Origin of the sequence: Enterococcus sp. 12F9_DIV0723, assembly GCF_002174375.1 — a bacterium.
Classification (GTDB): Bacteria; Bacillota; Bacilli; order Lactobacillales; family Enterococcaceae; genus Enterococcus_A; species Enterococcus_A gilvus.
The window spans coordinates 225,482-245,632 of record NZ_NIBK01000002.1; the positions used below are offsets into that span (position 1 = coordinate 225,482).

A 20,151-nucleotide genomic window follows, 5' to 3' on the forward strand; every position below is an offset into this window, starting at 1 on the left:
AAAAGGACCACATTTCGAGTCAATAGAAATGTGGTCCTTGTTGATGCTATCGAGTGTTTGGCGAGTGCTCTCGTAATTTGAACCTATTAGTTACACTAAACCTGTAGCGAAATCCCTCGTCAATACTTATGAGTAGCATTCATAAAAAATTCGATTGATTTCCCCCTCAAAAACCTAATTGTTTTCTTTAAAATAGTGCTATTATGGAATGATAACTACCGAAATAGCAAGAAACGAAGAGCGTTTGAATGTAAAAAATGAGGCTATAATTGCCGAATATTTTAGAACAGAGGATGATATCATGGATTATTATTTTGAGAAGGCCTTAGAAATAGATGTTTCTGACATAGTTCAAATAATTGAAGACAGAATTGAGTGGATGAACAAGGAAGAGATCCATCAGTGGAACGAAACCAAATACTTCGACGTATACCCTCAATCCTACTTCTGTAAACTTGTAAAACAAGGGGAACTATTTGTACTCAGATCAAGATCAAAAGGGACAATAGTAGGAGTTGCGGCGCTGTTTACAGAGGACCCAAGATGGGAGAAGGTCAGCAAAGAACCATCCTATTATGTGCATCATCTTGCAACGGCATTAAATAAACCGGGTTTAGGGAAATTGCTATTAAAATTTATTGAAATGAAGGCGGAAAAAGACCATAGGACTGTTCGCTTAGATTGTGCAAAAGATAATTCGTTTTTGAATACTTATTATTCAGAGTTAGGTTACCGTCATGTAGGAACTTGTGTAGATGGACTGTACACAGGAAATCTCAGACAAAAAAGGCTTGGATGAATTAAGGAAAATAAAAAAATCTGTTAGTAGACTTCAAGGTCAACTAACAGATTTTTATTCTTAAAATAGTAAGAGCTTACCCTCACTAAACACCGGTTACATCACAGGGAAGATCAAATTACCGACCGTCTACAGTGCATCTGGTTCATTTGATTCCTTCATTTCGATTGTGTGGGGAAACGCTGGTTCATCGCTTCTACATATTTTCTTTGTTCGATCATGAAATTGACCGCGAAAACCGCACACAATGCGTATAGGAAGATGTTGACTTGTTCAGATAAATGAGGCAGCAAAATGTTTGGAATGATCATGATTAGAAACGAAGCAAATGCCCAGATCCAACGATGAACTCGAACTCCTTTTTTTTCCAACTTGTTTAATGAGAACTGACTGATCGTCAATACCACTAAGAAAAATGCAAATACGATAAACCAATACATAGTTTCGCCATCCTTTCTTCGAAAAACGAGTTATTCAGCAGCACTTGTTTCAACTTGCGCCATTTCGTCTTGAACCATCTTTTTGTCATATGCCTTTACAAATGGATAGTAAATGATTCCCGCAACGAGTAAGTTCACAAGGATCAGTACCACGACGCGCCAATCATTTCCGGCACTCAGAAAGCCACCGATCGGAGCGGGCAGCGTCCACGCTTGATAGGTGCTAAACCCGTTGACAAGACCGAATTTTATGGCGGAATAGGAGATCGTCGTTAATACTAACGGTACTAGATTGAAGGGGATGAACATGTACGGATTCAGAATCATTGGTGCACCGAACATCATCGGCTCATTGATATTAAAAATCCCGGGAATCAAGGTGAAGCGTCCGACTTCTTTTAAAAATTTTGACCGACAAATGAACAGGAACAACACAGCAACTACGATCGTTGCACCTGCTCCGCCAATGGTCACTGTCCATTGGTAAAATTGTTCCGGTGCTATATAAGGCAGCTCTGTCGCAGGTGTTCCTGAGGCAAGAGCTTTTGCATTATCATCTAGCATTACTAGCCAAATTGGACGGATGACCGACCCGACAATACTCATCCCGTGTATCCCGAATGACCACAATAAATGGATGAAGAACATTGGCAGTAAAGCACCGAACAGGTTATTTCCTAGCAAACCAGTGATTGGTTTGAACATGGCCATCAGTGCAGAATTCACATCGAATCCGATGATATCGCGAATGATCCATAACGTGATCAGCACAACGGCTCCGGGGATCAACGCTTCAAAAGAACGTGCGACTGCCGGTGGTACTTGTTCAGGCATCTTGATCGTGATTTTTTTATTGGTGAAGAAACGGTACACTTCAACAGAGAAAATCATTGCTAAAATACCAGAGAACATGCCGGAAGCACCTAATGATGCCATTGGCAAAACGAATCCTAACGGTGCATCTGCTGGCGTGGTCACATTCACAGGCATCTGTAACATGAAGAAGGCACCCAAGGACAACACTCCACCGGTTGTCGGGTCAAGCTTGTAGGATTTCGCAAGGTCAGATCCCATGATAAAGGTCGCGTAGATAGCCATTAATCCCATCGTCATGCGGAAGGGCAGAGCGATGGTTTCACTATAAGGGGCCAATAAATCTGCGATTGGTTTATAAGGAATATTTACAAAAATTAGAAAGAAGCTGCCGATCAAAATGAGAGACAACGTCGACACGACCCCATTACGTATTGCTAATAGGTGTCGTTGTGTCCCTAATTTAGACATTGGCGGCACAAGTTTTTCTTCAATGATCTTCATGAATCTATCCATGGTAAGTCTCCTTTTTCATTTTAATGTATTTATTTTTCCTGTCAGAAAAATAAGTTTGCTTTTCAAGCCGTATACCATCCAACTAGGAGGGTTCCTGTTTGTCTGCTTGAAAAAGATTGGGATCGTTCTAACTGATAAACTGTTAAAAGTTGGACTGGCATCCTTTTTTGCAACTCTGTATTCTTTATTTTTTATAGAAATTTTTCTTATAGTTTTTCACTAGTTTTGACGATTGCTCTAATTTGGAAATACTGGTTTCATAATATCGACTGACATAATCGTAAAAAATAATATCAATAGCCATAAACTGTAACATCAGCGAATCTGTTGCAGCGATCTTCCCTGGTAACTCGATCGGTTGACTCGTGTGAATGTCAATGTCCCCGAGTTCAGAGATTGTGCTGCTGCCTTTTTTGGTCATCGTAATGGTCGCAACATTCTGTTCTTTCGCAATCTTCAGCGCATGCACCGCTTCTGGCGTTTCGCCTGAATTCGATATGACCCACAAGAGATCGTCCTTGCTTGCATTTGCCACTATTGGAAGGATGTCGTTTAGATTATTAAACGTGCTGACGATCGTTCCAATGCTTCCCCACTTTTGGGCGATATCTTGAGCGACTAAATTCGATGCGCCTACGCCAAAAACCAATAAACGCGTCGTCCGAGCAACTAATTGGCTTAGTTGACTGATTTGCGCATCTTCCAGTTCTTCTACGGTTTCAGCTAATGAACTTTGAACGTTTAGTAATAATCGCTCTTTGATTGAATGGATTGCCTCATTTTTTCGCACTTCTGGTTGTATTTTTTGGCTTAATTCACCGCTGCTTAAATCCGCGGATAATTCAATTTTAAGTTGCGGGAATCCATATACCTTCAACCGTTTACACAAACGAATGACTGCCGCACTGCTTGAATTGGCCGCTGTCGCTACTTGTTGCGCGGTCATTTTCAACACTTCTTCTGGTTGATCCAGAATGAATTGCGCGATTTTTAACTCGGATTTTGAAAAAGCATCTTTTTGTTCTTGAATTTTAGCAAAAATCGGCATTCTTGTTCCTCCCATGCTCTCTTACCGTAATCTATTGACCTCCTTCTCTTCATCTTTCTTCTCATTCCCCTTTTTAGAAATTCGATTTCATTTCTTCAATGTTATTGAAATAAAATTTCATTTCAGATATAATGTAAACGTATTCTTATTCCATGTCAAGTTTTTTGGAGGAAAAATTTATGCAGTATAAAATTGGAATTGATAGTGGCGGAACACACATTACCGCTCAAGCATATACATCAAATAAGGAATTGATCGCCGAGACAACAGCCGGACCTGGAAACAGCTTCGTTGATACTAATCAGACAAAGAGAAATATTTTGGCTGCTTTAGATAAACTCTTTGAAGAATTACCAGTTAACAAGTGCGAATTGATCTTAGCTGGTGTTGCGGGTAGTCAAAGCGCTGGAAATCAGAAAGAACTTGCTGAATATATTGAAAAAAAAGTACAGCGACCAACTATCGTGCTTTCCGATGCTGAACTCGCACTGTTGAAAGGTCTGCAAGGGTCTAATGGACTATTGGTTATCGCGGGGATAGGCTCGATCGTTTTGGGCCGCTTTAATCAGACACCTTATCGAGCGGGCGGCTGGGGACAGTTATTAGGGGATCAAGGAAGTGCCTATGATATGGTACGGCAGGCGTTTAAAGGGATGCTGAAAGAATCAGACCGAGGACAAGTGGGGGAATTAACGGCATTGATTTTACCGATTATCGGTGTGAAGGATATTTTTGAAGCTGTGCATTTGTTCAATCGTCTTTCCCGCAACGAACTGGCTGCTTATGGAAAAGAGTTTGCCGAACACGGTGATCAAAACGAAGCATTCCAAGCAATCATGAAAAAATCTGGAGAGCAGTTAGCAGAACAAGCTTTAGATATATTAGATCGGGCGGGGTCATTAGGAAGTCAAAGCAAGATCGCTATCAGTGGTTCAGTTTTGACACACAATCTAGTTGTTCAAAAAAGTTTTGAACAAACAATTAAACAACACTATCCTGAAGTAACCATTATTCCTTTAACAGGAAGTAATGCTTCAGGGGTACTTTATTATGAAGGAGTAGAGCAATCATGACATTCAGACAATTAGGACTCTCGATTTATCCCGACCATAGCGATTTTACAAAGGACAAGCAGTACTTAGAGCTTGGAAAAAAATACGGCTATTCCCGTCTCTTTATGAGTATGCTCGAGGCTGAGGATATTCCTGCAACTAAAGAGAAATTCACTAAAATCGTTGCCGTTGCAAAAGATTTAGGCTATCTGACGATCATCGATATTTCGCCCCGTATTTTTGAAAAATTGAAAATCAGTTATCAGAATCTACGCTTTTTTGCAGAATTAGGTGTCGATGGGATTCGCTTGGATCAAGGATTTGATGGCAATACCGAAGCACTGATCAGTTACAATCCTTATGGGCTGATCATTGAATTGAATATGAGTAATGATGTGGCGTATCTTGAGAATATTTTGAGTTATCAAGCCAATAAACCTTATTTATTCGGTTGTCACAATTTTTACCCGCAAGTGGGCACTGGATTAACTGAGGAATTTTTCTTGGAATGCAGCGAACGCTTTAAAAAGAATGGGATTCATACGGCCGCTTTCGTCGCAAGTCAGCATGGGGAGCAGGGGCCTTGGAATGTCAATGATGGCTTGCCTACCTTAGAAAGTGACCGCCATCTGCCCATCGACGTACAAGCAAAAAAAATATTTGCGACCGGCTTGATCGATGATGTCATTATCGGAAATGCATACGCAACGGAAGAGGAATTGAAAGCCTTGGCAGATGTCGACCGTTATCAACTTCAACTGAAGGTGGATTTTTTAGAAACTACGACTGAGCTAGAATGGAAAATCGCTTGTGAGATGCAGCATTTCCGTCGTGGGGACACCAACGCTTTGGTCGCCCGGTCTACGCAATCACGTGTTATTTATAAGGGAGAGGCGAATCCTCCTCACGACGCCGATGGAGAATTTCAATTTGGAGATGTCGTGATCGGCAATGATCGTTTTGGTATCTATAAAAATGAACTACAGGTTGTTCTGAACCCGCATAAAGATGACCGCAAAAATAAAATTGGGCGGATTGCAGAGAAGGAACTGGCACTCCTTAACTACTTGAAACCTTGGACCAAATTTAAATTTAGCTGATTGGTTCTTGAAAGAAGGCATTAAATGATACGAGCTATTTAGGATGCCGTTTTTCTCGCCGTAACAGACTGGAGAGGAGCCGTTTCCGCGATTTTGGCGGGGAATCCTTCGTTGGATAGGCTGAAATCGCCTCTCTCGTCGCTTCTGTCGGGCTAGTTTTAATGGATTCCGCAGGTGATGCGGACAAAGTTTCATTGGATGATTGCTGAGGCAAAGGAACATTCGGCAGCGTAACAGTCGGAAAGTCGGGCTGATTCTCGTGATTCTTCGCAAACGCAGGCAGTTCCACAGCCTCCACGCGTTTACTCGCAGCACAGCACGCCGTTTCTGTCGGTTCCTCCGCTTCCTCAGAAGAATCCGCGCTTCGGTTAAAAATCTCATGTTCGATCGTCGTCACGATCTTCGCAGTAACGACAGTATCAAAAAGCTTCACGCCGTCCTGTTCAAAAATATCTAGGCTGGTCAATAAATCACAGGCTTCTTTGATGGTTTCCGCGGGCAAGTCGGTGTCAATGTCCTTATAGGTCCATTTGTGCTGTTTGCCGTGTTCGTTGGTAAATGTTGCGACTAATTTGTGGTTCATTTTTTTGCTTCCTTTCTTTATTAGGTCGGGGTAGGGGGGCAGTATATACGTTCATCAAGGTTCGTTCGTTTCATCAGGGCGGACAGTCGAGATAAGGGAACGAACTAACGTCACTGCCTTCTCACCAAAATTCCGCAGCGGGAATACCCGCAGCTTCAAGCTCCGCCATTCAGGCGTCATAAAATAGTCCTGGAAATAATAGAAGAATCGTTTCATCGTTCGCGTCGCTTTCGTTGTCAAAAAAAGCTCACGAATAAGATCCCGCAGAATATGCTTGAATTCCTGTGCGCCCAACGTGCAGCGAACACGCAGCGCTAATGCGTACTGGATCGTCAAACTGCTGTTTTGCGTTTTGTAATAGTGCTCCGAGATTCGCTTCTCAAGATTCTTCGGCGTCATGGAAAAAAGCTGGAGGTGTGTCAAAAGTGTCTCAGCCATCGTATCGTCTCCTTTGGTTTCATATCAACCATACGCCACAAATCAGAAAAACGTCAAAACCGCCAATTTTGCATATCGCCTTCAAATTTGCACGAAAAACCGTCTTCGATTTTTACGAAAAGCTGAGATATCAACCTTCTTGAAAAAAAGACCGCCCAAAACCCTGCAAATTTGAGCCCCAAATGTAATTTTGGCGAATTCCTCGATTTTCTATTTTTTCTCTTTAAGAGGAGGGTGTTACTTTTCGACCGAACATTTTGTATCTAGTCAATCAGCTTATGACCATGTAATTAATTTTTTGAGAACTCCGCCGTAAGATAGGTGTCGCTAGGTAAAGTTTTAAGTACGACAGTTTATGGTAATCTAGTGGAGAAGTTAAAAAGGGTTCAATTGTTTTAAGAACCTTTATATAAAAAATGCGGCTAATGATTGAAAAGTAACGAATCTGATATTTAATCAAAAAAACTCAAGAAAGTAAGAATTCATACAGAAATTGACAAAATATTTTTTATCATGCTATTATGTGCTTATGGATTGTTACCGCTTTACGTGGGCTAGACCTAAACTTTATCTTGAAGGGTAACCATATGTACATTGCAAAAGTAATCAACAATAATATTGTCATTTCTGAAAATGCTGATCAACAAGAAATTGTTGTGATGGGAAAAGGCCTAGGTTTTAAGAAGAAGGCTGGTGACATTATTGATGAAGCGAAGATAGAAAAAGTCTATCTCAGCACTAAAGAGTGGAACGTCAATAAATTAACCCAGTTACTTGCTTCTATCCCAATCGAGTATATTCAAGTGGCAAATGAAATCATCAGCTTCGCGAGAGCATCATTAGGCAAACGGTTGAGTGATAATCTAAACCTAACTTTGACCGATCATATTAATTTTGCAATTGAACGTTACGAACAAGGCATGGAAACTAAAAATGGCCTGCTTTGGGAAATCAAACGTTTTTATAATCATGAATTTTTGATTGGAAAAGAAGCGCTTAATATTATTCAACAACGCTTAGGGATCAAATTTTCTGAAGATGAAGCTGGTTTTATTGCTTTTCATATCGTTAATGCTGAATTAGATATGAATCAGATGAACCAAGTTTCTGAGATGACCAAAATCATTCAAAATGTCTTGAATATCATTAAGTATCACTTCAAAATAGACTTAGATGAATATTCGCTGAATTATGAGCGTTTTATTACGCACTTAAAATTTTTTGTACAGCGCTTGTTCAATGGCACGAAGTTGGATGACAGTGGTACAGCAAGTTTCATGTTTGGCTTGAAGGAACGCTTTCCCAAGGAATATGCTTGTTCGCTAAAAATTAGTGAATATGTGAGTAAAGAATTCGGCCGACCATTGGAAGAAGATGAATTGATTTATTTAACTATCCACATAAAAAGAATAACTACCGAATAGGATTGTTACTGATAATGCAGGCTATACCTGAATGTTCTGAAAAGGGACATTTAGGTATTTTTTTATGCTCAAATTGAAATATTGCAGATACGTAGTTTAAAAAATAGGAGGAAAACCATGAATTACCAAGACTTAGCTACAATAATCGTCGAAAATATCGGAGGAAAAGAAAATATCAAATCACTTACCCATTGCGCAACTCGTCTGCGTTTTGTGTTGAAAGATGATAAAAAGCCTTCAGAAAAAGTTTTAAAAAATACGACTGGAATTATGGGAGTTGTCAATAAAGGTGGACAGTACCAAGTAATTATTGGCAGTGATGTGGGAAATGTCTACAAGGAAATTAATCAAGCGTTTCATTTGTCTGAAGATTCAAGTGAGACAGAAGAAAAAGATGATCGCAGTAAAATTGCAAAAGTGATCGATACTATCACAGGTATTTTTACACCGATTCTGCCAGCAATTACGGCAGCTGGGATGTTAAAAGCAGTCTTATCGCTTCTTGTAGTCTTTAATGTATTGTCAATAGAAGGACAAAGTTATCAGATTTTAAACTTTATGGCAGATGCAGCCTTTTATTTCTTGCCTGTTTTATTGGCGGCTTCTTCAGCCATTAAATTTAAAACCAATATGTATTTAGCAATCATGGTCGGGGGGATTTTATTACACCCAAATTTTGTCAACATGGTGACTACTGCAACGGAAACGGGTGGCTCAATTAGTTTGTTTGGCCTGCCAATTACGGCAGTGAGTTATTCATCATCCGTTATCCCGATTATTTTAGCAGTTTGGTTTATGTCTTATGTGGAACCCATTGCTGATCGTGTATCACCAAAAGTAATTAAATTTTTCAGTAAACCTTTGATTACTATTTTCGTAGTAGGAATCGTCACATTAGTTGCCTTAGGTCCTTTAGGTTATTTGATTTCTTCAGGGATTTCTGCAGCAATCACTGCATTAGAATCCGTGAGTCCTTGGATTGTACCATTGCTAATTGGGACTTTGACACCACTGTTTGTTGCTACAGGAACTCATTATGGTTTAGTTCCGATTGGAATTAATAATCGAATGACTACAGGTTTTGACACGGTTATTTATCCAGGAATGTTGGCATCAAACGTCAGCCAAGGGGCAGCAGCAATTGGCGTGGGTGTGAAATCAAAAGATTCTGCCATCAAACAGTTAGCATTTTCAGCTGGTTTAACCGGACTTTTTGGAATTACTGAACCGGCTTTATATGGGGTCAATTTGAGATTCAAAACACCTTTGTATGCGGCTATGATTGGCGGCGGCGGCGGCGGTCTATTCATGGGAATCATGCGAGTTCGCAACTTTTCAGGTGGTTCGCCAGGTTTATTAACTTTACCAAGTTATATCGGTGACAATACTTTGCGCTATTTTATTAGTGCTTGTATTGGTGCTGGGATTAGTATTGTCATTACATTTATTGCCACTTTGATTTTGTATCGGGACACCGTAGAAGTGGAAGAAGAAACAAAAGAATTAGAGCAAGAATTGGCTAAAGATAAAACAGTTAATATCAATGGCGCACAAATTGTGGCACCAATTAAAGGGCAATTAAAGTCATTGAAAATGGTTGATGATGGCATGTTTTCTGAAGAAATTTTAGGTCAAGGGGTAGCGATTCAACCAGAAGAAGGAAAAGTCGTTTCGCCAGTTGATGGAGTAGTGTCTGCTTTGTTTGATTCAAAGCACGCCATTGGTATCACTAGTGATGATGGGTTAGAAATCTTGATTCATGTTGGGATTGATACGGTTCAATTAAACGGCGAAGGCTATGAATATCATGTTGAAAAGGGTCAAAAAATTACCGTTGGCGATGAATTGATCACGTTTGATTTGGATGGAATTCAAGAAAAGGGCTATAAAGTCATTACACCAGTTGTTATTACGAATTCTCAAGAAGTTGGCGACATTCTTACAGCTAATGAAGGTGCCATTGATTTTGGTGCACAAGTCATTCGAATTATGAGCTAAAAATTAGACGAAGAAAACTAGGAGGAAGTTCATGAGTTTTAGAAAAGATTTTTTATGGGGTGGCGCTACCGCAGCCAATCAATGTGAGGGTGGTTACAATGAGGGGCAGCGAGGCTTAGCGAATGTCGATGTGATCCCTACTGGAGCTGATCGTCGCAAGGTGATCACCGGTCAAAGAAAAATGTTAGCCTTTGAAGATGGCTATTTTTATCCAGCAAAAGAGGCCATCGACATGTACCATCACTATAAAGAAGACATTGCGTTATTTGGCGAAATGGGTTTTAAAACCTATCGTTTATCGATTGGTTGGACGCGGATTTTTCCTAACGGTGATGAAGAACAGCCAAATGAAGAGGGGCTTAAATTTTATGAAGACTTATTTAAAGAGTGTCATAAATATGGGATCGAGCCACTAGTAACGATCACTCATTTTGATTGTCCTATTCACTTGATCAAGGAGTACGGTGGCTGGCGAAATCGTAAAATGATTGATTTTTATGAAAAATTGGTACGAGTATTATTTGATCGTTATAAGGGGTTAGTAAAATATTGGTTGACTTTCAATGAAATCAATATGATTTTACATGCACCGTTCTTAGGAGCCGGTTTAGTTTTTGAAGAAGGCGAAAATCAAGAGCAAGTAAAGTATCAAGCAGCCCACCATGAGTTAGTAGCCAGTGCACTAGCTACGAAAATTGCCCATGAAGTGGATCCAGAAAATCAAGTAGGCTGTATGTTAGCTGCTGGTAGTTACTATCCGTATAGTTGCAACCCTAAAGATGTCTGGGAATCAGTGAAAGGAAATCGCGGCAATTACTTCTTGATCGATGTGCAGTCGAGGGGTGCTTACCCGCCATATGCCCTAAAAGAATTAGAACATAAGGGTGTAGTCATCGAAATGGAAGCCGGTGATTCAGATATATTGAAAGACAATACAGTGGATTTTATTTCTTTTTCTTATTATGCTTCTCGAGTAGCTGCGGATGAGAATTCTGGGGTTGAAAAAACAGCAGGGAATCTTTTTCCAACTATTAAAAATCCATATTTGGAAACGTCAGAGTGGGGCTGGCAAATTGATCCTCTAGGTTTACGAATTACAATGAATGACTTGTTTGATCGCTATCAAAAGCCATTATTTATCGTGGAGAATGGGTTAGGTGCTGTCGATGAAGTGATGGATGATGGCACCATTAACGATGATTATCGAATCTCTTATCTGAAAGCTCATCTTCAGGCAATGAAAAATGCTGTTGAAGAAGATGGTGTCGACCTGATGGGTTACACTTCTTGGGGCTGTATCGATTTAGTATCAGCAGGCACAGGCGAAATGAAAAAACGCTATGGTTTCATTTATGTTGATCGGGATAATGAAGGCAAGGGCACGTTGAAACGTAGTCGTAAAAAATCTTTCGAGTGGTACAAGCAAGTCATCGCTTCCAACGGTGAAAACTTAGATTAAGCGATGATGTCAGCCGGGAGATAAAATTGTCAAAAGTAGTTACTAAAAAAAATATTAGTATTTTTAATAACGAAATGTAGAAAAATAGCTGAGACAATTATTATGAGGGGGAAAAATCGCTCATAATAATTGTCTCATTTAGTGATTTTGAGAAAGATTTGACCTAGGGAAGAGTATATACAGTACGTTGCTTTCCCACCAGCAAATCATCAGGAATAAAAATTAGGAGAAATTATAAATGAGTCATTTTCAGAGTTTATTTTTGTTTAACAAAAGTAATGATACTTTTTTTCGCCCGTTAGGCTCGGGATTGTCAATTGCCATTCCGATACTGCTTTCCTTTTTTCTAAAGGACATTCAAGTTGCTTCATTAGGTGTAATGGGGTCATTTGCGTATTTGTCCTTTCAAAGGAGATCCGTTTTATATAATGTTCAAGCAATTTGTGTGCATGGAATTCTACTATTTCTTTCTTTTTCATTAGGGCTGTATGCCGCCTCTATTTCTTGGGCAATTCCTCTCATTATCAGTGCTATTTCTTTTACAGCATTTATACTAACGAAAATGTATCAAATCCCTAAACCCAGTTATTCTTTCATCATTATGCTATTTGCTACAGGAATTACGTTACCTGAGACACATCATGTAGTGCAAACCAGCTATTATTTACTTTTTGGAATTGTTGGAGCCATTATCTCTGGTCTTTTGGTTTCTTTCATCGAGAGGCTACCGTTAAAGACGAGTGTTAACCCCCACGAGAGACTGAGTTTCAAAGATAAATATTATGTGACTATTTATGAGTTTCCAGATTTGTTTATTAAAGCCATCAATTTTTCGACGATTCTTTTTTTAACGGCCTATATTTCATATTTATTAAGAGATTATAGTGGTCAATGGATACTAATATCTGCCTCTTCCGTACTTGCTGGAGAATATACACAGAAAATAAAGGAACGCTCACTCCACCGAATTATTGGGACAATCCTTGGGCTAATGGTCGGGTTTTTATTGATTGCTCTTGATTTTCCAAACTTTGTCAATCTTATATTGTTGATTCCTTTAAACATTGGTGTTGAGTACTTCATGTCGCGTAATTACGCTGTTGCCAATGTATTCATTAATCCGCAAGTCCTTCTTTTAGTCAGTTTAGTATCAACGACAGACAAATATAATTTTGTTTATTATCGTTTTATCAGCTTAATTATAGGGGTTAGCCTGACAATTGTCTTAGTCCTCATTTTCGACTACAGCTTGAAAATCTTTAGAAGGGATTATTAAGAACAATTGACTACGAAAAGGAACTTTAGTAACTATCAAAGGGAGTGGACATAGTATAGAAGGCTTTTCAAAAATAGTTATTACTTATAAGATAACTCATGCGAATAGTTTAAGAGATAAATTCAGTCTTTGAGGAAACACTCTAAAAGCAGATGCCCAATTGTGTCAGCCATGATAGGAGACTTGGGATAACCAATTTTACATAATTGACACTTTGTATGACCTCTAAGGAATGGATGTTTTATTATTTTTAGCTTTCGTTTCAACTTAAAGAAGAGTAGCTGCAAATCAGAGTCCATGCTCAATATAAGAGAGTGGGATCTGATTTTTTTGTTTTCTAATTTCGCACAAAATTAACTGAATTGATTTTTCACCACTAGCTTTCCTGTTGATAGTTCTACGTAAAATGAGCGTTAACGTTGACAAGTGTAAACGTTAATTATAAATTAAATGAAACAGATTACAGTTGTAAACGAAAAAAATAACTAGACGGATAAGGGAGAAAATAGATGGTAAAAATAGCAGTGGTCGGAGGTCACGGCCAGGTCGGGCAAGGAATCGTCAGGGAATTAACGAGTCAAGGACATTCTGTTGTTTTGATGGGAAGAAATGTACAGAAGATGGAGGCATTCGCAGGACTTTTTTCACCTGTTTTAGAGCAGCGTGAAGTAGACCTGACCAAAGCGGTCAGTCCTGAAACACTAGCAGATCTTGATATGGTAATTGTTTGTTTGGATCAAACAGACACGCGATTTATCGAACAGTGCCAACAATCAGGCATTGATTATTTAGATATCAGTGCAAATAGTGATTTTTTGAAGAAAGTTGATTCACTGCCTACTCCTAAAAAAAGCAAGCGAGTCATTGGGGTAGGTTTGGCACCCGGCATTACTAATCTGGCCGCCGCTGCGTATGTTCAAAGAGAACCGGCAGCTCAAACGATAGTAATTGATGTCCTTTTAGGAATAGGCGATCGACATGGGGAAGCAGCAGTAAAATGGACCTTTGAGCAGTTGAATCGTACGTATGTACATCCTCAGTGGTCACCAACAACTGAAAATTTTGTCTATGGTCGAAAGACGGATTTCGGGCCGTCGCTTGGGACACGTCGCAGTGCCAATTTTGATTTTGCCGATCAGCATATGCTTTTTGCGGCAGATCCTTCACGCAAGTACGCAACTTTTCTTGGTTTCGATCAAAATTGGTTGACGGCATTGTTACAAATAATAAAAAAAGCGGGACTAGCAAAGCTTTTTAAAAATCCAAGGGTATTAAAGAGTCTCGTATGGTTTATGCAGCGGGGAATGGTCGGGGATCGTTCATTCGTTGTAAAAGTATCCAACGGGCACGTTGAAGATCCTAAAAAAATCGTTCTTTTAGGGGAAGAAGAAGCAAAAATGACGGCAGAAATCGCGGTATTTGCGGCGAATAAACTCCTCCAAGGAACCTTACCCAATGGGCATTATCACTTAACGGACGTAACGACTTTGTCGGAAGTACTGGCGCAGCTGCCCCGGTTGTCGATTCCAGCATAAATTAAAAAAAGCGGATGTGTTATACATTCGCTCTTTTCGGTTTTTCATTCTGATCCAATGACGACTCAGGTTGCTATAAAATTTCACGATATACGCGTTCAACATTCTTATGGAAAATCTGTTCACGCGCACTAGAAGAAACGCCTGCTGCACGTAACCCATCATCAAGTTTTTCAATCGATCGGACATCGGGCAACTGAGGATTTTCTTCAATACCATCAAAATCGGTCCCTATTCCTACGCATTCAATGCCGCCAACTTTGATAAAATGTTCGATATGATGAACGATTCCTTCCACAAGAGACTGAGGGTTATCTGGTGATTGAATAAAGGATTCAAAAAAGTTTATGCCAATAACACCACCCCGAAGAGCGATGCCAGCGATCAATTCATCTGGTAAATTACGCGGATGATTGTGTATCGACCGTGCATTCGAATGACTGGCTACAAAAGGTTTCTTGGTGTATGTCAGAACATCCCGAACTAATTGGTCTGATCCGTGGGAGACATCGATGATCATTCCAAGTTCCTCCATGCGTTGTACAATGGCGATCCCTTGTTTTGTTAGTCCTTTTTGTTCAGAATCTAGTTTTTGTTGTTCATTGTCCCAATAAATCGAATTAGGGAAGCCAATCTCATTCTTAAAATTCCAAGTGAGAGTTAACATTCGTACGCCCAAATCATAGAATTCCTGTAGTCGATCTAATCGACCAGCAAGTGGCGCTCCCTCTTCCATAGTCAAAAGAGCGCTTAAACGCTTCGCAGCGAGATTTTCTTCATAGTCTTCAATAGTAGAAATCGGTTGAATCAAATCGGTATTTCTTTTCATTTCGGTGTAATAACAAGCAATCATCTCTCGACACACGCGATAAGAATCGTCTACTTCATCTAAAGGAACAAACATCGCAAAGTTCTGCAATTTCGTTGGACTTTCCTTCATACGGAGCAGATCAATTTGAAAGTTATTTTCTCTTAGTTTAGCGCCTGAGGATTGGTATATTTTCATGATCGTATCACAATGCATATCAATTACGTTCATTTTTTCTCCTTAATGAAAAAAGCATCCTATAATAGTTGCCTTTTCTCCGTTTATTTTTATTCATTTGAAGCAGGGGTCATTTGCAGCTGCAATGACAGTATATTGAAAAGATGATAACAAGTATACGGAATCAGAGTCAATAGAAGAGCTGCTATTTGCTGGAGGTTTTTAGCCATAAACGTTTTTATTCCAATACAAGAGCAGTGCAGGGCGTAGTTTATTTAAGCTCTTGATGTTTCGCAAATTTGTATTATCACTGAAGGGAGAGTCTGCGTACTTCTTGCTGTAAAAATGAGCAAACTAGCTAAAAGATATTGAGCATGATGCGTAGAATATAACCGAAGGCTCATCACTTTATTTTGTTCAGATGAACCAACCAGTCCGTCGAGCGACAGTGTAATTTCAATGATTTTAAATATGACACTAACCAACCGTTAATGCTTTGTATCATGTGTTTTTGCTATCATATGATAACAAAATACTAATCATGGAAGGTTGCTCTTATGTTACTTTTTTTCATTCGCTTAACTCCTTATTTTTTCGGTGTTCTATTACTCGTGTATTTTTTTAAATTAATTATTCTTCAAGGAAAGATTCGCAGCTTGAACTCAGAGCAAGAACTGAGATTGAGAGAGAAGTACCCAGAAATGACGGAGAGTGACTTAAAAGCTCGTCGTTCTGAGATCAGTAGTTATTTATCTCACTACCTAATGAAAGGCTTCAAAAGATATATTTGGCTGAGTGCAGCGATTGGGGCGATTGTATTTTTGATAGTTGCGTTTGTCTTTTTGTTTATGATGGAGGGCTACATTTTTGGTGTGCTGTACGCATTTGTGTTCTATTCAGCAGCGCTTTGTTATAAGTGTTATCCAAGTTACACGGAACAAGCCGTTTTCTGGAAGGATTATTTAGAAAAAAATCCAGAAAATCCATTAAAAATCGATCCAGCTCCCGAAGATCCTCAGACGATTATGAAGTCGCAAGCCAAATTGCCAAAGTATGCATTTGCCGTCGCAAACTGTACCATTGGTCTGACGCTTGCACTGAAAATAATCTCGGACGGCTACTTTTTTTTCTAATGAAAGGTAGAGATAAGACGACAGTAGACTAAAATTTCAGATCATAGGTAGTGAAAAAAATCTACCTTCCGAAGTGCGGTACGTTTATCAAAAAAAGTGAGCTTTTTCTTTTGGTATAAACAAAAAACATAGGCAGGGAAATCTGATCATTGATCAAGATTTCTCTACCTTGTTTTTCTAAAAACCATTTGGATTTTTCGGATGTTATTCTTATTTTCAATTTTACGAAGAAGCTCATTATTTGTTCAGTTTAGGTAGGGTAATAAGCTTTGAAAGAGCAGGGCGCTAGAGGTGGCACCTGGATCAATGTGTCCAATTGAACGTTCGCCCAAGTAAGAAGCCCGGCCTTTTTTTGCCTGCATATCTTTGGTTTGTTCCTTGGCGGCTTCGATATTGTTTTTGGACAGATCAGAATGTTTTAACTGTTCTACGACAGGCTGCCAAACATCTACCATCGTCTTATCGCCAGCCACTGCTTTGCCGCGTGCTTGAATCCCTGATAGTCCAGTCTCAAAAAGGTCTCCTAATTGCTTTTCGCTAGTAATTTCTGTGAGATCTTTTGAGGCTTTGGTTAGGTTCATAAAAGCGGAGCCATATAGTGGGCCAGAAGCACCGCCGACTTTTGAGATCAGCGCCATCGAAAGCACCTTGAAGGTCTCGGTGATCGTTTGTGGTTGTTTTGCTTCAAAGGCCTTTTGATATTCGCTCATCCCGCGATTCATATTGTTTCCGTGGTCGCCATCGCCGATCGGTGTGTCCAATTCGCTAAGGTAATCTTTGTTTTTCTCGATGGCTTCAGTATAATCTGACAACCATGCTTGAATTTCTTTTACTGTTACTAACATTTTGCTTACTCCTTTAGCTGTATTTTTTTTACCAAGAGATTGTTGTGACGGAGCTGTTCAAAGCCTTTTGCCAGTTTTCATCAGCCAAGTCGATGAACGTCAACGATATTCCTTGCATGTCAATCGAGGTCATGTAGTTTCCGACCTTGCGGAAAGCAACGTTAATTTTTTCTGCGTTCAGCAGATTCAAGACATCATGGATGAAGACGAATTGTTCCATCAAGGGTGTTCCGCCCATACCATTGACCAAAATACCAAGTTTCTTTGGGCGTTGATCGTAGGCAGCGAGCAATTTGCTGACAAGTTCTTTCGCAAGTTCCTTTGAGGGTTGGAGTTTTTCGCGACGGTAACCGGGTTCACCATGAATGCCGACACCAAATTCGATCTCGTCATCCTCTAATGAAAACCCTGGTTTGCCAACTTCAGGTACTGTTGCTGCTTTTAATGCAACACCAATCGTCTTCGTCGCGGCAACGATGCGATCGCCCATTTCTTTCAATTCCGTCAAACTGGCACCGTTTTTTGCGGCGTTACCGAGTATTTTATGCACTAAAATGGTGCCGGCAACGCCACGTTTACCAGCCGTATAGGTACTATCTTCGACTGCGATGTCATCATCAACGACGACGATCTCGGTAGGAATATCGCTCATTTCGGCTAAATCTTTTGCCATTTCAAAGTTCAAAATATCGCCAGTGTAATTTTTGACGATCAATAGGACACCTTGCCCTTGGTCTGCTTCTTTAATCGCAATCTCAATCTGATCGGGGGTAGGAGAAGTGAAGACATCCCCTAAAACAGCCGCACTCAACATGCCATCGCCAACGAATCCTGCATGAGCGGGTTCATGGCCGCTTCCACCGCCAGAGACGAGACCGACTTGTTTAGCGGGCGCATTTTTCGCTACGACACGAGAATCCTCCACGCGGTGAACCAGACTAGGGTAGCTATTGACGATGCCGATCAACATTTCTTCGATAATCTCTTTTGGCTCATTGATGATTTTTTTCATATTATTCCCAACCTTTCCCAGGGGCATTTTTTGCTTCTATTAAAATATGCTCGATGTCGTCAGAGACGCTTGCAGTGATCCCGGCGGCGAAGGCACCTTCGACTAAAGGTGCATCGACGAGGATATATTTTGACTGTTGCTCGTCTTCTAACATATCGAAGGCCAATTCCGCACTTAAAACAGCACTGCCCAGATCAGCAAAAACGAAAAAGGTATCCACTTCAGCCGCTTCATTGACAGTATCAACGATCTTAGTTGGATCACTGCCCAGCTCACCTTCCGAGGTTCCGCCTAAAGAGAAGATTTGAAGGGATTCGCTTTGAGCCATTTGTTCGATCATTTCCTTAATTCCGTCCGTGATTTTTAGGCTATGAGAAACCAATAGAATTGCTTTTTTCATAAAACTACTCCTTTATACATAAAATCCTCCATATACATGATGGTGGTTTCACTAAAAAGCAAAACCACCATCATGAAAAGTAAGGGGCGTTTCTGGTGGTTATTGATGAAGATCCTTGTACGCTTGACCAATCCGATCAGCCACAATGATCGAATTAGCAACTTCTTCTTCCACGATCGGGAATGGCATAGAATGAATCGATTCTTCAGGGATCGAAGCAATTTTTGCGATTTTTAAAGCTTCTTCAAAGGTGATTGATTCTACCCCAAGATCCGCCAAAGTCAGCGGCAAGCCAACCGCGCTCATGAAGTCCATTACGGCGTTGACTTCAGATGTCTCAGCATTTTCCAAGACCAATTGAGCCAATGTCGCAAAGGCAACTTTTTCTCCGTGAAGGTAATGATGCGTTCCAGCAAGGACAGTCATCCCATTATGAATGGCATGGGCTGCGGCAAGACCACCACTTTCAAACCCTAAACCAGAAAGTAAAATATTCGTTTCCACGATCTTGTTCAATGATTCTGTTACGAGATTTGCGTCACAAGCGATTTTGGCATTTAGGCCATCTTCTTGCAGATGTTCCCAGCAAAGTTTTGCCATAGCAAGTGCGGCATATGTTCCACTGGCGGATGGAGTCAAGCCTTCGCGTGAACCCATTGGTAAGCTGGCATTTACTTGGGAATAAGAATTATGGGTCGCACGTGCTTCAAAATAAGTGGATAAGGCGTCGCCCATCCCTGCCACAAGGAAACGAGTAGGGGCCTGTGCGATGACTTTCGTATCAACTAAGACGACGCTAGGACTTTGTTTGAAATAGGCATAATCATCAAAAGAGCCATCTGCATAATAAAGAACAGCCGAATGGGAAGTTGGTGCGTCTTGCGCTGCGATTGTAGGGACGATGATCAAGTGTTCACCTTCAGCGACAACCTTTGATGCGTCGATCGCTTTTCCGCCGCCTAGACCGATAATGCAGTCGGTTTGTTTTTCTTCAGCGACCGCTTGCAGGCGTTTGGTTTCTTCACGGGTAACCTCACCGCTGAATCCGCCTTCAATAAATGAGATCCCAAATTTTTCTGCTGTCGCCTCAAGCTGTGGGCGAATCCGATCTACATCGTCAGGATTGGCGATTAATAAGGCGGACTTGCCAAAGGTGGTAACAAAATACCCTAAGTTTAGTAATTCATCTTCTCCTTGAACATACTTCGTTGGTAAAATTAGTGCTTTTCTCATGTGTGGTGCCTCCTTGTTTTTATTTACATGATTATCATAAAGCGTTATCATCAAATAATCAT

19 protein-coding genes are annotated in these 20,151 nt (G+C 40.3%); 9 read left to right on the forward strand and 10 right to left on the reverse strand.

The annotated features are described in order from the left end of the window. Positions 1 to 208: 208 nt before the first annotated feature. Positions 209 to 799 carry a GNAT family N-acetyltransferase gene (locus tag A5868_RS14240; RefSeq protein ID WP_049944368.1) on the forward strand — a complete coding sequence of 197 codons (591 nt, stop codon included), beginning with the start codon at positions 209 to 211 and terminating at the stop codon, positions 797 to 799. 158 nt (positions 800 to 957) lie between these two features. Here A5868_RS14240 and A5868_RS14245 read toward each other — a convergent pair whose 3' ends face one another. From A5868_RS14245 to A5868_RS14260, 3 genes are all read right to left on the reverse strand, one after another. Continuing rightward, a complete protein-coding gene (locus A5868_RS14245; RefSeq protein ID WP_010778828.1) occupies positions 958 to 1,239 on the reverse strand; it encodes a hypothetical protein in 282 nt (93 codons plus the stop codon). A 30-nt stretch (positions 1,240 to 1,269) separates the two neighbouring features. After that, on the reverse strand, positions 1,270 to 2,568 hold the full coding sequence (locus tag A5868_RS14250; RefSeq protein ID WP_010778827.1) for a PTS sugar transporter subunit IIC: 1,299 nt from the start codon (positions 2,566 to 2,568) through the stop codon (positions 1,270 to 1,272). A 184-nt stretch (positions 2,569 to 2,752) separates the two neighbouring features. Next, positions 2,753 to 3,616: a MurR/RpiR family transcriptional regulator gene (locus tag A5868_RS14260; protein WP_086305314.1), complete on the reverse strand. Its 864-nt coding sequence runs from the start codon at positions 3,614 to 3,616 to the stop codon at positions 2,753 to 2,755. Between the two features lie 179 nt (positions 3,617 to 3,795). Between A5868_RS14260 and A5868_RS14265 the strand changes: the two genes are divergently transcribed. Next, the gene (locus A5868_RS14265) at positions 3,796 to 4,689 is read left to right on the forward strand and encodes a BadF/BadG/BcrA/BcrD ATPase family protein (protein WP_086305315.1); all 894 of its coding nucleotides are present in this window, start codon (positions 3,796 to 3,798) and stop codon (positions 4,687 to 4,689) included. Continuing rightward, a complete protein-coding gene (locus tag A5868_RS14270) occupies positions 4,686 to 5,768 on the forward strand; it encodes a DUF871 domain-containing protein (RefSeq protein WP_086305316.1) in 1,083 nt (360 codons plus the stop codon). Before A5868_RS14265 ends, A5868_RS14270 begins: the two co-directional genes overlap by 4 nt. 34 nt (positions 5,769 to 5,802) lie before the next feature. On the opposite strand, the gene A5868_RS14275 is transcribed toward A5868_RS14270, so the two are convergent. After that, a complete protein-coding gene (locus tag A5868_RS14275; RefSeq protein ID WP_086305317.1) occupies positions 5,803 to 6,351 on the reverse strand; it encodes a DUF2922 domain-containing protein in 549 nt (182 codons plus the stop codon). 54 nt (positions 6,352 to 6,405) lie between these two features. Then, on the reverse strand, positions 6,406 to 6,789 hold the full coding sequence (locus A5868_RS14280) for a hypothetical protein (RefSeq protein WP_086305318.1): 384 nt from the start codon (positions 6,787 to 6,789) through the stop codon (positions 6,406 to 6,408). A gap of 587 nt (positions 6,790 to 7,376) precedes the next feature. On the opposite strand from A5868_RS14280, the gene licT reads away from it, so the two are divergent. The 5 genes from licT to A5868_RS14305 all read left to right on the forward strand — a co-directional run bounded on the left by licT (position 7,377) and on the right by A5868_RS14305 (position 14,481). Then, a complete protein-coding gene (gene licT, locus A5868_RS14285) occupies positions 7,377 to 8,213 on the forward strand; it encodes a BglG family transcription antiterminator LicT (RefSeq protein ID WP_044926647.1) in 837 nt (278 codons plus the stop codon). Positions 8,214 to 8,330: 117 nt separating this feature from the next. Next, positions 8,331 to 10,211, forward strand: a complete 1,881-nt coding sequence (locus A5868_RS14290) for a beta-glucoside-specific PTS transporter subunit IIABC (protein ID WP_086305319.1) — start codon at positions 8,331 to 8,333, stop codon at positions 10,209 to 10,211. Positions 10,212 to 10,242: 31 nt separating this feature from the next. Next, positions 10,243 to 11,670 carry a 6-phospho-beta-glucosidase gene (locus A5868_RS14295; protein WP_086305320.1) on the forward strand — a complete coding sequence of 476 codons (1,428 nt, stop codon included), beginning with the start codon at positions 10,243 to 10,245 and terminating at the stop codon, positions 11,668 to 11,670. A 238-nt stretch (positions 11,671 to 11,908) separates the two neighbouring features. After that, positions 11,909 to 12,946, forward strand: a complete 1,038-nt coding sequence (locus A5868_RS14300) for an FUSC family protein (RefSeq protein WP_086305321.1) — start codon at positions 11,909 to 11,911, stop codon at positions 12,944 to 12,946. A 509-nt stretch (positions 12,947 to 13,455) separates the two neighbouring features. Then, positions 13,456 to 14,481, forward strand: a complete 1,026-nt coding sequence (locus A5868_RS14305; RefSeq protein WP_086305322.1) for a saccharopine dehydrogenase NADP-binding domain-containing protein — start codon at positions 13,456 to 13,458, stop codon at positions 14,479 to 14,481. Between the two features lie 73 nt (positions 14,482 to 14,554). Here the strand turns inward: A5868_RS14305 and A5868_RS14310 are convergent, their stop codons facing one another. After that, positions 14,555 to 15,520 (reverse strand): dipeptidase, encoded by a 966-nt coding sequence (locus A5868_RS14310; protein ID WP_086305323.1) that lies wholly within the window; start codon positions 15,518 to 15,520, stop codon positions 14,555 to 14,557. A gap of 503 nt (positions 15,521 to 16,023) precedes the next feature. Between A5868_RS14310 and A5868_RS14315 the strand changes: the two genes are divergently transcribed. After that, positions 16,024 to 16,599, forward strand: a complete 576-nt coding sequence (locus A5868_RS14315; protein ID WP_086305324.1) for a hypothetical protein — start codon at positions 16,024 to 16,026, stop codon at positions 16,597 to 16,599. A gap of 245 nt (positions 16,600 to 16,844) precedes the next feature. Here the strand turns inward: A5868_RS14315 and dhaL are convergent, their stop codons facing one another. From dhaL to A5868_RS14335, 4 genes are all read right to left on the reverse strand, one after another. Then, a complete protein-coding gene (gene dhaL, locus A5868_RS14320; protein ID WP_086305325.1) occupies positions 16,845 to 17,444 on the reverse strand; it encodes a dihydroxyacetone kinase subunit DhaL in 600 nt (199 codons plus the stop codon). Positions 17,445 to 17,472: 28 nt separating this feature from the next. Next, a complete protein-coding gene (dhaK, locus tag A5868_RS14325) occupies positions 17,473 to 18,456 on the reverse strand; it encodes a dihydroxyacetone kinase subunit DhaK (protein WP_086305326.1) in 984 nt (327 codons plus the stop codon). Position 18,457: 1 nt separating this feature from the next. Next, on the reverse strand, positions 18,458 to 18,856 hold the full coding sequence (dhaM, locus tag A5868_RS14330; RefSeq protein ID WP_086305327.1) for a dihydroxyacetone kinase phosphoryl donor subunit DhaM: 399 nt from the start codon (positions 18,854 to 18,856) through the stop codon (positions 18,458 to 18,460). Positions 18,857 to 18,955: 99 nt separating this feature from the next. After that, the gene (locus tag A5868_RS14335) at positions 18,956 to 20,089 is read right to left on the reverse strand and encodes a glycerol dehydrogenase (RefSeq protein WP_086305328.1); all 1,134 of its coding nucleotides are present in this window, start codon (positions 20,087 to 20,089) and stop codon (positions 18,956 to 18,958) included. Positions 20,090 to 20,151: the final 62 nt, after the last annotated feature.

Excerpts from the sequence above, each read along its gene's own strand:
- A5868_RS14240 (WP_049944368.1), top strand. The coding sequence starts at position 209 with ATGATAACTACCGAAATAGCAAGAAACGAAGAGCGTTTGAATGTAAAA.
- A5868_RS14245 (WP_010778828.1), bottom strand. The coding sequence starts at position 1,239 with ATGTATTGGTTTATCGTATTTGCATTTTTCTTAGTGGTATTGACGATC.
- A5868_RS14250 (WP_010778827.1), bottom strand. The coding sequence starts at position 2,568 with ATGGATAGATTCATGAAGATCATTGAAGAAAAACTTGTGCCGCCAATG.
- A5868_RS14260 (WP_086305314.1), bottom strand. The coding sequence starts at position 3,616 with ATGCCGATTTTTGCTAAAATTCAAGAACAAAAAGATGCTTTTTCAAAA.
- A5868_RS14265 (WP_086305315.1), top strand. The coding sequence starts at position 3,796 with ATGCAGTATAAAATTGGAATTGATAGTGGCGGAACACACATTACCGCT.
- A5868_RS14270 (WP_086305316.1), top strand. The coding sequence starts at position 4,686 with ATGACATTCAGACAATTAGGACTCTCGATTTATCCCGACCATAGCGAT.
- A5868_RS14275 (WP_086305317.1), bottom strand. The coding sequence starts at position 6,351 with ATGAACCACAAATTAGTCGCAACATTTACCAACGAACACGGCAAACAG.
- A5868_RS14280 (WP_086305318.1), bottom strand. The coding sequence starts at position 6,789 with ATGGCTGAGACACTTTTGACACACCTCCAGCTTTTTTCCATGACGCCG.
- licT (WP_044926647.1), top strand. The coding sequence starts at position 7,377 with ATGTACATTGCAAAAGTAATCAACAATAATATTGTCATTTCTGAAAAT.
- A5868_RS14290 (WP_086305319.1), top strand. The coding sequence starts at position 8,331 with ATGAATTACCAAGACTTAGCTACAATAATCGTCGAAAATATCGGAGGA.
- A5868_RS14295 (WP_086305320.1), top strand. The coding sequence starts at position 10,243 with ATGAGTTTTAGAAAAGATTTTTTATGGGGTGGCGCTACCGCAGCCAAT.
- A5868_RS14300 (WP_086305321.1), top strand. The coding sequence starts at position 11,909 with ATGAGTCATTTTCAGAGTTTATTTTTGTTTAACAAAAGTAATGATACT.
- A5868_RS14305 (WP_086305322.1), top strand. The coding sequence starts at position 13,456 with ATGGTAAAAATAGCAGTGGTCGGAGGTCACGGCCAGGTCGGGCAAGGA.
- A5868_RS14310 (WP_086305323.1), bottom strand. The coding sequence starts at position 15,520 with ATGAACGTAATTGATATGCATTGTGATACGATCATGAAAATATACCAA.
- A5868_RS14315 (WP_086305324.1), top strand. The coding sequence starts at position 16,024 with ATGTTACTTTTTTTCATTCGCTTAACTCCTTATTTTTTCGGTGTTCTA.
- dhaL (WP_086305325.1), bottom strand. The coding sequence starts at position 17,444 with ATGTTAGTAACAGTAAAAGAAATTCAAGCATGGTTGTCAGATTATACT.
- dhaK (WP_086305326.1), bottom strand. The coding sequence starts at position 18,456 with ATGAAAAAAATCATCAATGAGCCAAAAGAGATTATCGAAGAAATGTTG.
- dhaM (WP_086305327.1), bottom strand. The coding sequence starts at position 18,856 with ATGAAAAAAGCAATTCTATTGGTTTCTCATAGCCTAAAAATCACGGAC.
- A5868_RS14335 (WP_086305328.1), bottom strand. The coding sequence starts at position 20,089 with ATGAGAAAAGCACTAATTTTACCAACGAAGTATGTTCAAGGAGAAGAT.